General features: G+C 54.8%; 12 protein-coding genes. 5 read left to right on the forward strand and 7 right to left on the reverse strand.

Features of this window, described 5'->3' with window-relative positions; translation table 11 throughout:
• Positions 1 to 458: 458 nt before the first annotated feature.
• The 4 genes from gpmI to gap all read right to left on the reverse strand — a co-directional run bounded on the left by gpmI (position 459) and on the right by gap (position 5,549).
• The gene (gene gpmI / locus ACK2JC_RS05275) at positions 459 to 2,000 is read right to left on the reverse strand and encodes a 2,3-bisphosphoglycerate-independent phosphoglycerate mutase (protein ID WP_276853901.1); all 1,542 of its coding nucleotides are present in this window, start codon (positions 1,998 to 2,000) and stop codon (positions 459 to 461) included.
• A 317-nt stretch (positions 2,001 to 2,317) separates the two neighbouring features.
• On the reverse strand, positions 2,318 to 3,070 hold the full coding sequence (gene tpiA, locus ACK2JC_RS05280; protein ID WP_118754980.1) for a triose-phosphate isomerase: 753 nt from the start codon (positions 3,068 to 3,070) through the stop codon (positions 2,318 to 2,320).
• An 80-nt stretch (positions 3,071 to 3,150) separates the two neighbouring features.
• Complete coding sequence (locus ACK2JC_RS05285) at positions 3,151 to 4,368, reverse strand: phosphoglycerate kinase (RefSeq protein ID WP_007709869.1); 1,218 nt, start codon at positions 4,366 to 4,368, stop codon at positions 3,151 to 3,153.
• Positions 4,369 to 4,517: 149 nt separating this feature from the next.
• A complete protein-coding gene (gene gap / locus ACK2JC_RS05290; protein ID WP_276853908.1) occupies positions 4,518 to 5,549 on the reverse strand; it encodes a type I glyceraldehyde-3-phosphate dehydrogenase in 1,032 nt (343 codons plus the stop codon).
• Between the two features lie 450 nt (positions 5,550 to 5,999).
• Here gap and ACK2JC_RS05295 point away from each other — a divergent pair, with 450 nt between their 5' ends.
• Positions 6,000 to 6,806 carry a histidinol-phosphatase HisJ family protein gene (locus tag ACK2JC_RS05295; RefSeq protein ID WP_118754982.1) on the forward strand — a complete coding sequence of 269 codons (807 nt, stop codon included), beginning with the start codon at positions 6,000 to 6,002 and terminating at the stop codon, positions 6,804 to 6,806.
• Between the two features lie 234 nt (positions 6,807 to 7,040).
• Here the strand turns inward: ACK2JC_RS05295 and ACK2JC_RS05300 are convergent, their stop codons facing one another.
• A complete protein-coding gene (locus tag ACK2JC_RS05300) occupies positions 7,041 to 7,814 on the reverse strand; it encodes an N-acetylmuramoyl-L-alanine amidase family protein (RefSeq protein WP_092362332.1) in 774 nt (257 codons plus the stop codon).
• 193 nt (positions 7,815 to 8,007) lie between these two features.
• On the opposite strand from ACK2JC_RS05300, the gene ACK2JC_RS05305 reads away from it, so the two are divergent.
• The 4 genes from ACK2JC_RS05305 to ACK2JC_RS05320 all read left to right on the forward strand — a co-directional run bounded on the left by ACK2JC_RS05305 (position 8,008) and on the right by ACK2JC_RS05320 (position 11,156).
• Complete coding sequence (locus tag ACK2JC_RS05305) at positions 8,008 to 8,514, forward strand: sigma-70 family RNA polymerase sigma factor (RefSeq protein ID WP_320937461.1); 507 nt, start codon at positions 8,008 to 8,010, stop codon at positions 8,512 to 8,514.
• Complete coding sequence (locus tag ACK2JC_RS05310) at positions 8,511 to 9,377, forward strand: RsiV family protein (protein ID WP_320937462.1); 867 nt, start codon at positions 8,511 to 8,513, stop codon at positions 9,375 to 9,377. Before ACK2JC_RS05305 ends, ACK2JC_RS05310 begins: the two co-directional genes overlap by 4 nt.
• A gap of 81 nt (positions 9,378 to 9,458) precedes the next feature.
• Positions 9,459 to 9,974: a superoxide dismutase family protein gene (locus ACK2JC_RS05315; RefSeq protein WP_117777517.1), complete on the forward strand. Its 516-nt coding sequence runs from the start codon at positions 9,459 to 9,461 to the stop codon at positions 9,972 to 9,974.
• Positions 9,975 to 10,406: 432 nt separating this feature from the next.
• Complete coding sequence (locus tag ACK2JC_RS05320) at positions 10,407 to 11,156, forward strand: SIR2 family NAD-dependent protein deacylase (protein ID WP_320937463.1); 750 nt, start codon at positions 10,407 to 10,409, stop codon at positions 11,154 to 11,156.
• Positions 11,157 to 11,405: 249 nt separating this feature from the next.
• On the opposite strand, the gene tnpA is transcribed toward ACK2JC_RS05320, so the two are convergent.
• A complete protein-coding gene (gene tnpA / locus ACK2JC_RS05325; protein ID WP_048931400.1) occupies positions 11,406 to 11,879 on the reverse strand; it encodes an IS200/IS605 family transposase in 474 nt (157 codons plus the stop codon).
• 212 nt (positions 11,880 to 12,091) lie between these two features.
• Positions 12,092 to 12,283, reverse strand: a complete 192-nt coding sequence (locus tag ACK2JC_RS05330; RefSeq protein WP_007709828.1) for a PspC domain-containing protein — start codon at positions 12,281 to 12,283, stop codon at positions 12,092 to 12,094.
• Positions 12,284 to 12,290 lie beyond the last annotated feature (7 nt).

Consider the following 12,290-nt stretch of genomic DNA (forward strand, 5'->3'; position numbering starts at 1 on the left):
GTCTCCTCAACCTAACCTACACCACTCTAACCTCCCGCAAAATCCCCCCTCCCAACACATCCCCAGCTCCACCCAAAAAAAATCCCCCTCCCCAAAAAAAATTATAAAATCCCCTTCCCCCAACCCCTAGCGGGTGAGGCGGCGGGAACCGGGGATGGAGGCGACTTTGGAGCGATTCGCAGCGACTTAGGGGGAAGGGACGCGAAAAGGTGGGATTGCGCAGGGCTCTCAAAGCCCGGAGCAAAGCGGAGGCGGAGGGGCCGGCATCAGGCCGGCGCCGGAGCTCGGAGCGGTGCCCGCCTTTTCGTGTTCCTTCCCCCTTAGACGCTGCCATCGCGGAGACCCGGAGTCTCCATCCCCGGTTCCCGCCGCCTCACGAACGGATGCATCAAAAAAGGCCGCGCCCCCAGAAACAATTCCAGGGCCAGCACGGCCTATTTTTTCTCAAATCTTCTATCTTACTTCACCAACAAAGACTTCCCACTCATCTCCTTCGGCTGTTCCATCCCCATCAGTTCAATCAGTGTCGGCACAATATCACACAATGCCCCGCCCTCGCGCAGCTTATACTGCGGATCCGCGTTCACCAGAATAAACGGCACCGGATTCGTCGTATGGGCCGTAAACGGATCGCCGGTCACATAATCCACCAGCTGCTCCGCATTACCGTGGTCCGCGCAGATAAACATCACGCCGTCCACTTCCTTAATCGCGTCCACCGCGCGCCCAACACAGGCGTCCACCGTCTCAATGGCCTTGATCGCCGCATCCTCAACGCCGGTATGCCCCACCATATCCGGATTGGCGAAATTGATAATCACCACATCATACTTCCCGGACTTGATCGCCTCCACCAGCTTATCGCAAACCTGCGGCGCGCTCATCTCCGGCTTCAGATCATAGGTAGCCACTTCCTTAGGCGACGGCACCAGAATCCGGTCCTCGCCCTCATTTGGCTCCTCCACGCCTCCATTAAAGAAGAACGTCACATGCGCATACTTCTCAGTCTCCGCAATCCTCACCTGAGTCTTGCCGTGAGCCGCCAGGAACTCTCCGAAAGTATTCGTGATGCTCTCCTTGCGGAACGCCACCAGCTTATTCGCGATAGTCTCATCATAATCCGTAAAGCACACATACACCAGATCCAGGCGCTTCTCCCTTGCAAACCCGTCAAACTCGTCGTCGCAAAACGCCCTGGTGATCTCCCTCGCCCGGTCCGGCCGGAAGTTAAAGAAAATTACAGAATCCCGATCCTGGATGGTTGCCACCGGCTTCCCGTCCTTCTCCACCACAAAGGGAATCACGAACTCATCTGCCTTCCCGTCGTCGTAGGAAGCCTGAATCCCACCGGTAGCGCTCTGCGCGGTCTTGCCCTGGCCCTTGGTCAGCGCGTTGTAAGCCATCTCCACGCGGTCCCAGCGCTTGTCACGGTCCATTGCGTAGTAACGCCCCATCACGGACGCCACCTGTCCCACGCCGATCTCGGCCATCTTAGCCTCCAGCTGGGCCACAAAATCCTTGCCGGATTCCGGGGGCGTATCGCGGCCGTCCAGGAAGCAGTGTACATACACCTTCTCCAGGCCGTTACGCTTCGCCAGCTCCAGCAGCCCGTAAATGTGGGTATTGTGGCTGTGCACGCCGCCGTCGGACACCAGCCCGAACAGGTGCAGGGCGGAGCCGTTCTTCTTGCAGTTCTCCACCGCAGTCAAAAACTCCGGCACCTCGAAAAAGTCCCCGTCCTGGATGGACTTGGTGATGCGGGTCAGCTCCTGGTATACGATACGGCCCGCGCCCATGTTTAAGTGTCCCACCTCGGAGTTGCCCATCTGCCCGTCGGGAAGTCCCACGAACATGCCGCTGGCCTGGCCCTCCACAAAGGGGCACTGGCTCATCAGCTGGTCCATCACCGGGGTTTTCGCCTCGCAGACCGCGTTGTGGTCGCAATTCTTGTTCAGGCCGTAACCATCGAGGATCATTAATACGGTTGGTCTCTTACTCATCGTTTTCATATCTCCTTCTAAGACACGCAAATGCTTCTGCCTCCCGGAGTCCCTTCCCAAAGGGCCGTCCCGGGACGGAAGAAGCATTCGCCCTGCCGCGTCCTCCTGCCTGCTCAAATCCAAACAGCCGGAAGCCGCGGCGTTACTTCCATCATTTGTAACTGTTCAGGACGGCTCATCTTCTTGACCGAAAAAGACGGTCAAGAAGCATCGGATGTCCATCCGATGTGGAAATTGGCACGAAAAGCCGCTTACAAGCGAGCTTGACGCGGCTTTCCGAGCCAATTTCCCCGCCGTCCTGAACTGTTACCATCATTTTACTTGTTGTAGTTGACAATCTTTCCGAAATCCGGCTTCAGGGAAGCGCCGCCCACCAGACCGCCGTCGATATTCGCCTGTGCGAACAGCTCGGGAGCGGAGGAAGCGGACACGGAGCCGCCGTACTGGATGCGGATGGCCTCAGCGGTCGCCTCGTCGTAGATCTCGCCGATGCATACGCGGATGGCTGCGCAGACCTCTTCCGCCTGCTCGGTGGTGGCCACCTTGCCGGTGCCGATGGCCCAGATGGGCTCGTAGGCGATCACAGCGGTCTTAGCCTGATCCGCGGTCACGTTCAGGAACGCGATCTTGATCTGCTGGCGAATCCAGTCGATGGTGATGCCCTGCTCTCTCTGGGTCAGGGACTCGCCGCAGCAGATGATGGGGGTGATGCCGTGCTCGAAGGCCTTTAACACCTTCTTGTTCACGGTCTCGTCGGTCTCCGCAAAATACTCACGGCGCTCGGAATGTCCGATCACCACATATTTTACGCCGGCATCCACCAGCATATTCGGGGAAATCTCGCCGGTGAAGGCTCCCTTCTCCTCAAAGTACATATTCTCAGCGCCGATGTGGATGTTGCTGCCCTTGGCAGCCTCCATGGCGGGGATGATGTCGATAGCCGGAACGCAGAACACCACGTCCACCTCGTCATTGGCCACTAAGGGCTTTAACTCGTTTACCAGGGCCACGGCCTCGGTGGGAGTCATGTTCATTTTCCAGTTGCCTGCGATAATTTTCTTTCTTGCCATTTTAACTTCTCCTTCTATGTGCATTATCCCTCAAAGGCCCCCTTATTCACAGGGGGCCATCGTCATTTCACAAATCGCAATCAGGCGTTGTCAGCCGCAGCTACGCCGGGCAGCTCCTTGCCTTCCAGGAATTCCAGGGAAGCGCCGCCGCCGGTGGAAATGTGGGTCATCTTGTCCGCGAAGCCCAGTCTCTTCACAGCGTTCACGGAATCGCCGCCGCCGATAACGGTGGTCGCGTCCGCCAGCTCCGCTACCGCGCGGCAGATTTCCAGGGTGCCCTCCGCAAAGTTGGAGAATTCAAATACGCCCATGGGTCCGTTCCAAACCACGGTCTTGGCGCCTTTTAAAGCGTCCTTGTACAGCTCGATGGTCTTGGGGCCGATGTCGAAACCGGACCAGCCGGCGTCGATCACGTCCACAACCTTGTGCTCGGTATCGTTGGAGAACTCCTTGCCTTCCACGTGGTCCACGGGAAGCAGCAGCTTCACGCCCTTCTCCTCAGCCTTTTTCACCATCTCCAGCGCGTAATCCAGCTTATCCGCCTCGCACAGGGAGTTGCCGATCTCCTGGCCTTGGGCCTTGGCAAAGGTGTAAGCCATGCCGCCGCCGATGATCAGGGTGTCTACTTTATCCAGCAGGTTGTTGATCACGTTGATCTTGTCGGAAACCTTGGCGCCGCCCAGGATGGCAACGAAGGGACGGACCGGATTCTCAACGGCCTGGCCCAGGAACTTGATCTCCTTCTGCATCAGATAGCCAACCACGTTCTCCTTGGTGTATTTGGTAACGCCAACGTTGGAGCAGTGGGCTCTGTGAGCGGTTCCGAAGGCGTCGTCCACGAACACGCCGCCGTCGCACAGATCAGCCAGTTCTTTCGCATAAGCTTCCGTAGCGGCGTCGCCCTCTTTGTACTTGGTCTCCTCAATTCTGTAGCGGGTGTTCTGAAGCAGCAGAACCTCGCCGTCCTTTAACTCAGCGGCAACCTTTTTGGTCTCCTCGCCGGTCACCTGGGGATCGTCCACGAACTTCACCTCCACGCCCAGTCTCTCGCTGAGAGCGGGAGCCACGGGAGCCAGGCTCATCTCCGGCAGCGGCTGGCCCTTGGGTTTGCCCAGATGGGAGCAGAGAATCACCTTCGCGCCCTGATCCAGCAGCTTTTTGATGGTGGGAATGGCGCCGTCGATGCGGTTGTAGTTCTGAATCACGCCCTCTTTTAACGGAACGTTGAAATCGCAGCGAACCAGTACCTTCTTGCCCTGTAAATCCTTCAGATCGTCAACTGTTTTCTTGTTTAACATAGTTTAAATCCCCTTTCAGATGATCACCGGCCTTGTTTTGACGGCATTTTGCCGCAGGCCGGCGCTTTGCGCTTAAAAAGGGCCCGGTCCAAACGACCGGACCCTTCATGAGTCTACTAAATCTTCGTACTTTTATTGAGGTGTTCCAATTAGCCCAGCTCAGCGAAGTACTTAATGGTTCTAACCATCTGGCTGGTGTAGGAGTTCTCGTTGTCGTACCAGGCAACAACCTGAACCTCGTACAGGTCATCCGCGATCTGGCAAACCATGGTCTGGGTTGCGTCGAACAGGGAGCCGTACTTCATGCCGATCACGTCGGAGGAAACGATGGGATCCTCGTTGTAGCCGTAGGACTCGGAAGCGGCAGCCTTCATAACGGCGTTGATCTCTTCCTTGGTCACGTTCGCCTTCTTAACAACAGCGGTTAAGATGGTGGTGGAACCGGTCGGAACCGGAACACGCTGTGCGGAACCGATCAGCTTGCCGTTCAGCTCCGGGATCACCAGGCCGATTGCCTTGGCAGCGCCGGTGGAGTTGGGAACGATGTTGGCAGCGCCAGCTCTTGCTCTTCTCAGATCGCCTTTTCTGTGTGGTCCGTCCAGGATCATCTGGTCGCCGGTGTAAGCATGGATGGTGCTCATGATACCGCTCTGGATGGGAGCGTAGTCGTTCAGAGCCTTCGCCATGGGAGCCAGGCAGTTGGTGGTGCAGGAAGCTGCGGAGATGATGGTATCCTCAGCGGTCAGGGTGTTCTCGTTTACGCTGTAAACGATGGTCTTCAGATCGTTGCCGGCCGGAGCGGAGATAACCACTTTCTTGGCGCCAGCGTCGATGTGAGCCTGTGCTTTATCTTTGGAGCAATAGAAACCGGTGCACTCTAACACTACGTCAACACCGATCTCTCCCCACGGCAGGTCAGCAGCCTTGGGCTCTTTGTAAATGGTGATTTCCTTGCCGTCCACGATGATGCAGCCCTCGCCGGCCTCAACGGTGTGCAGGCCTTCGCCTAAACGTCCGGCATATCCGCCCTGAGCGGTATCATACTTTAACAGATGAGCAAGCATCTTGGGATCAGTCAGATCGTTGATTGCAACAACATCATAACCTTCAGCTCCGAACATCTGACGGAAAGCCAGACGTCCAATACGTCCAAAACCATTAATCGCTACTTTTACTGCCATGATCAATTCCTCCTAGTTTGTTAAAAAATATATTATTGTTAAATATTAATCAACCTTCCTATATTGTAATCAATTTCGATAGAAATGGCAAGTCCTTTTTTATTTTTTTATTGTTTTCCCTTTTTCATACATTTATTCATGGAAAAAGCCGTTATTCCTGTCAAATCCTACATTTCGGAATAACGGCTTTATAACCCTTTGTCGTCTATTTTTGCCTTCTGCGCATGATATCCGGGTATCCTGACAGCAGAATGATCGCTTCGCGCATTTCCGGCGGTTTTTGCGCTAAACCGGGGCGTTTTCCGCTAAAACGTCAAATTCAACCCTCCCCGTGCAAATTGTGCTTTCGGACCGCCTCAGATTGTGATATAAGTATTATAGAGCCGCTAAAACACTGCGGCACCACGGCCAACATAAATGTTGGAACTATTTTTCCAAGGAGAATCGACTATGATCTGTGACTTTCACATGCACACTGAGTTTTCCGGGGACAGCGAGACGCCGGTCCGGGCACAGATAGACCGGGCCATCGCGCTGGGGATGGAGGAAATCTGCATCACCGACCACCACGACTATGACTCGGATTTCTGCGCTACAAACTTCTATCTGGACATCCCTCCCTATTTAAATTCCCTAGAGCAGATCCGCCTGGAGTACCGCGACAAGATCCGGGTTAACATCGGGATCGAGCTGGGACTTCAGCCCCACCTGAAACAATATCTGGACGCGTTGGTGGAACGTTTTGGCGCCAGACTGGACTTTATCATCGGCTCCTGCCATTTCGCGGACCGGCTGGACCCGTTTGATGAAAACTTCTGGGCCGGGCGCACCGAGGCCGAGGCGTTTGAGCGTTTTCTCAACGTATCCCTGGAAAACGCCAAAACCATGGACTGCTACGATGTGTTCGGCCACCTGGACTATGTGGTCCGCTACGCCCCCCACCAGAACGAGCAGTACAGCTACGAGCGCTTTCGCGATCTCATCGACATGATACTGGTGGAGCTGATCCGCCGCGGCAAGGGTCTGGAGTGCAACACCGGCGGCCTCAAATACGGTCTTGGACACCCCAATCCCACTGAGGAAGTGCTGGTCCGTTACCGGGAGCTGGGCGGGGAAATCCTCACCGTCGGCTCAGACGCCCACAAACCGGAACACCTGGGCTATGATTTCGACTACTGCCGGGAGCTTCTGAAACGCTGCGGCTTCAAGTATTACACGGTGTTCCATCAGCGGAAGCCGGTATTTCTTCCGCTGTAGGCGGCCGGACAGGGGCGCGGCGGCGGAACCGGAGCATGGCGACGGAATCGGGGCACGGCGGCCGGACCAGGGTGCCGCGGTCGGACCAGGACGCCCCGACCCGAGCGTGGAATTTCCGGCCTGCTGCCTCTCAGCAATCGCCCGCAGGCTGCGCCAGCGGCCCATTACATTCAACCAAATCGGAGCGGACACGCGGGATTTCAAATCCCGGCGCGTTCGCTCCGCCGCGTTACGTCACTCCACCCAGGACTTGTCCTTGATGGCTGTCTTTACATCCTTTTTGAACTGCTTCCAGGCGGCCTCGTCGTCCACAAAATACTTGGGGCAGACCTTGCCGTTGATGTCGTAATGGCGCATCAGGTCATTTTCATCCAGCTTCAGCTGGGTGCACAGGGCCGCGGTCAGCTTCACCAGGGATTCGTAGGTGGCCTCGTTGTATGCCCCCGACTCGTCCGGGTGACAGGTCTCGATGGAGATGGTGTCGTTGTTGCGCGGGGCCGCCGCGTAGGCCATCTCGCTGACCGGGATGCACTGGATCACTTCCCCTTCCAGTCCCACCACAAAGTGGGCGCTGGCCGATGTTCCCGCCGCCTGCGGATCCTGATCCGCCAGACCGTCGAAATAATCCCGGTTTTTCTGAGCCGATGTGCCGGGGTTTGCCACATAGTGGATCACAATGTTGTTGACCCGCTTCAGGCTCACGTCCGGCCGCGAAAATATGTTCTTGCGGATAAATTCCTGTTTCACCCACTTGGGCACCTCCACGGCCTTCAAATCCACCGTGTAGGGGCGCTCCCACTTCCATTTCATATACCCGGCGCCGAATCCGGCCGCCAGCCCGATCACCAGGGCCAGCACGATGGGAAACACAGCGATGCGCCGCCCTCTGGACCTCCTGGACCGGCTCTCCCGGTTCTCAGGGCGCTCCTTGGATTTTGGTGTGACCTGCCGCGGCTGGTGGACCGGGGGCTTGGCCGGTTTTGTTCCTCTCCCGTTCTCTTCTGTCATCTGGTACTCACCTCTTGTACATTTTCATTTGTCAATCACAATACCACCAATATATCATTTCTCGTTAAAAAAAACAATGAATGTTGCGTTTTATTTGTAATGGGATAAAATAGTAAAAAATAATCCGTACTCAATGCAACTTTCACGCCTCCCGGGGCGTCTAACATACAGAACAGCGAAAGGAGGAACGTACATGGGTTCCAAACAGGAAACAGAGGTGGAACGCCTGCTGCTGGAGAACTACGAGACATATTACCGGCTGGCCTACAGCTATGCGCGCCAGGAACAGGACGCCCTGGACATCGTCCAGGAAAGCGCCTACAAGGCGATCCGGGACTGCAAAACCGTCCGGAATCCGGATTACCTGGCCACCTGGGTGTACCGCATCGTCATCAACACGGCGCTGGACACGATCCGCAAGCGCAAACGCGAGGAACTGTCGGACACCCTGCCCGAAGCCGTCTGGGAGGACAGCTACGGGGATGTGGATCTGCGCGGCGTATTGGAACGGCTGGATGACCGCAGCCGTACCGTGGTAATTCTGCGGTACTTTGAAGATATGAAACTGGAGGACGTGGCCCGGACTGTGGGCGAGAACCTAAACACGGTGAAGGCGAGGCTTTACCGGGCGTTAAAGAAGCTGCGGCTGGACCTGGAGGCCGGCGCCTACGAAGCTTCGGGAAAGGAGAAACCGAGATGAAGCAGGACGAAAAGCAGATTATGGACGAACTGAAACGGGAATATGAGTCGATCCCGGTGCCGCCCCAGGCGCGCGCGCGGATCATGCAGGGAATCAACCAGGCAAAAAAAGAACAGAAACGAGGTAATTATATGAAAATCATGAAATCTACCGGAGCTACCGCGGCTGCGGCCATGGTAATGATCACCGTGATGGCAAACTTAAACCCCACCACCGCGAGCGCAATGGAAAAGCTGCCTGTAATCGGCTCCATCGCCAAGGTGGTAACCTTCCGCACCTTTGAAGATCAGAAGGAGAATTTTGAGGCCAATATTCAGGTTCCCCAGGTGACAATAGACGGAAATACGGAGAACAAGGTGAATAAGTCCATTGAAGAGTACGCCGACGAGCTGATCGCCCAGTACGAAAAGGAACTGGCCGCAGACCAGGGCGAGGGCCACTATTCCCTGGACAGCTCTTACAAGGTGGTGACGGACAACGACAAGTACATGTGCCTGCGTATCGATACCACGGAAATTATGGCCAGCGGCGCTCAGTTCGTAAAGATTTTTACGGTTGACAAGGCCACGGGAAATGTGATCTCCTTGAAGGACCTGTTTGCCAACCGGCCGGATGCGCTGGACAAAATCTCCGAAAACATCAAGGAACAGATGCGCAGCCAGATGGCTGAGGACGAGAACAAACAGTATTTCCTGGACAGCGATATGCCTGAGACGGATTTCAAGGGTCTTACCGGCGACGAGAGCTTCTATTTTGACGAGTCCGGCCAGCTGGTGATCGCCTTCAACGAGTACGACGTAGCCCCCGGCTACATGGGCGCGGTAGATTTCACCATCCCCAAAACCGTCACCGGAAAGCTGTAAGACCCGTTCCTTTTCTTCCGGCAGGTACGCAAATGCCCGGGCGCGGCATATGATAAGGTGACAGGAAAAATGGAGGCTTCCATGCAAACCAATCAAATCACGCCCAGAATGGCATTTACCAACCTGCTGGCCGAAAACCGTCCCCAGGCCATGGCCTGGGTGACCGGCAATTCCAAGGCCCCCCAGCTCAGCGGTCTGGTCAAGTTTTACCACACCCCCTACGGCGGTGTGCTGGTGGAGGCAGAGTTCTTCGGACTGCCCAATGTGGACCGTGAGGGGTCCTCGGACTTCTACGCCATGCACATCCACCAGTTCGGCGACTGCTCCGACAACTTTGCCAACACCGGAGAGCACTACAATCCCACCAGCATGCCCCACCCGGACCACGCCGGCGACATGCCGCCGGTTCTGGCCAATCAGGGCTACGCCTGGCTGAGCTTTTATGACAAACGCTTTACCATCGACGATATTTTGAACCGCTCCGTGATCATCCACTCCCGCGCCGATGATTTCACCACCCAGCCCTCGGGAAATTCCGGCGACAAGATCGGCTGCGGCGTGATCCGCCCCACAAGCCCGGACTGGGAAAACGCCTGACCTGCCGGAGCCGGGCGGGCATTTTCCCCGGCTCCACCCCTTTTTCAGAACGTTTACGTTTTCTTCCGGGGTTGTTAAAGAATCCTTTAGGTTTTTTATTTTTTCTTTATTCTGCGCTCAAACTTTGGACACATTTAAGCTCTATACTATAAATCGTACAAGGCAGACGCCTTTTCAAATAAAAAAGCTTTTCATACCTACAGCCGGCAAATCCCCCTTTGCCGGCCCCTCCTTTTTCTGGGGGCTTTCGCCCGATTTTCCTGTATTTCCAGTATTTTATAAATAGGATATGCCCTGAAACACTTTGTGCTTTTCCCGGTAACATGGTATAATTAAGGAAACGTATATCATGTCATCAACCTATCGGTTGGTGACATGATATAATGAAGGAAACCGATTGTGCGATATTCCGGTAGAGAAGGAGGGATTCGAATGTGCAGCAAACTTTCCTATTTAAAAAGTTTTCTGGATGAGAGCAGCTACACGGTGGCGCTCTGCGGCTCCGGGATGATGGAGGAGGGCGGCTTCATCGGAGTCAAAAAGCAGGAGCGGGACTACGAGATCGAGACCGCTTACGGCTATTCAGCCGACGAGATATTTTCCAGCGCCTTCTACAACACCCGGCCGGAGCTGTTTTTTGAGTTTTACAAAAAGGAAATGCTGGAGCACGCGCCCAGAGCCACGCAGTCCAGCCCGGCCATGGCCTCTCTGGAACATCTTGGAAAGCTCAACTGCGTGGTTTGCAGCAATATTTACGATCAGGCCCGGCTGGCCGGTTGTATGAACGTAATCAACCTGCACGGGAGCATTTATGAAAATCAGTGCCCGCGCTGCAAACGGAACTATCCCCTGGAATACATCAAGTCCGCCAAGCGGGTTCCGCTGTGTGAGACCTGCGGCATCCCGGTCCGCCCCCTGGTCAACCTGTTCGGCGAGCAGGTGGACAGCCAGCTGATGACCCGGACCACGGAGGAGGTCTCCAAGGCTGACTTACTCCTACTCCTGGGCACCACCCTGGAATCCGAGGTGTACCGCCATTATATCAACTATTTCGAGGGCAGGCGCCTGGCCATCATCCACCAGAGCGAACACTACAAGGACCACCTGGCGGACCTGGTCATCGTGGACCAGCCCCAAAACGTGCTGCCGGAGCTGGTGAAGCTCTACAACGCGGAGCGTTAAACCCGCGGTTCGGTTTGCGGAAAACGCGGTTATTTTGTACAGTCAAGACCACCGGCTTAGCCGGTGGCTTGTTCTGCCCCTATAAGGGGCTGTTACCTGCTTGCGCCCGGAAAGCGCACTGAAAAGTCTGCCAGCTGCACCACATTCTCAGCTGCCCTTAAAAGGGCATATTCAGTGCTTCCTTACTCCGGCTTTGCCCCAAAAGGGGCTTGCTGGTTTGCTTTGACTCCCTACTGACTCTTAAGAGTCTTACTTCTTGTTTTTCTTCACCGGCTCACCCGTAAACGGGTCTATGTACTCTACTAACGACATCTGGTCATATTCCAAGTCCTCTTTTATCTGATTTTGGATGTATGCCTTTATTGCCGCCGTATTCTTTCCTACTGTGTCCACGTAATATCCACGGCACCAGAAATGACGGTTTCCGTACTTATACTTTAGGTTCGCATGCTTCTCGAATATCATGAGTGAACTTTTTCCTTTGAGATATCCCACCACCTCTGATACTGAATATTTGGGTGGAATGCTTACCAGCATATGAATATGATCTGGCATGCATTGTGCCTCGATTATCTCGATTCCTTTTCTTCGGCATAATGTCCCAAGGATTTGTCCTACATCTGCCTTGATATCTTTATAGATTACCTGTCTACGATATTTTGGTGCAAAAACCAGATGATACTTGCAATCCCATTTTGTGTGCGCTAAACTATTATTGTCCATTTTGGACCTCCTGTGCTTTTTATTTGTGGTTTGCAGACCTACATCTAGTTTAGCACAGGAGTTGCTTTTATCTGAAGATATTCCCTCCACCTGCAGAGCAGGTGGTTTATTTTTACTGTGACACAACAAAAGGCCGTGTGCGAGGCAATTCAATTCCTCACACACGGCCTTTTTATGATGATCGGACAGGCGGTTTCCCTTCTGGCGGTTTCCTACATGGGTTCCATCGGAATGATAATCGCCGCCAGGAAGTAGATCAGCAGCCCCTTCCAGGAGAATGCCAGTATGGCAAATACCAGGCGCACGATTGTGGGGTCTATATTGAAATACTCCGCCACGCCGCCGCATACACCGCAGATCATTTTATTCCGGTTAGACCGGTAAAGTCTTTTATTCGCTTCCATATGATAG

It is taken from the genome of Enterocloster lavalensis, assembly GCF_046603895.1.
GTDB classification, from domain to species: Bacteria; Bacillota; Clostridia; order Lachnospirales; family Lachnospiraceae; genus Enterocloster; species Enterocloster lavalensis.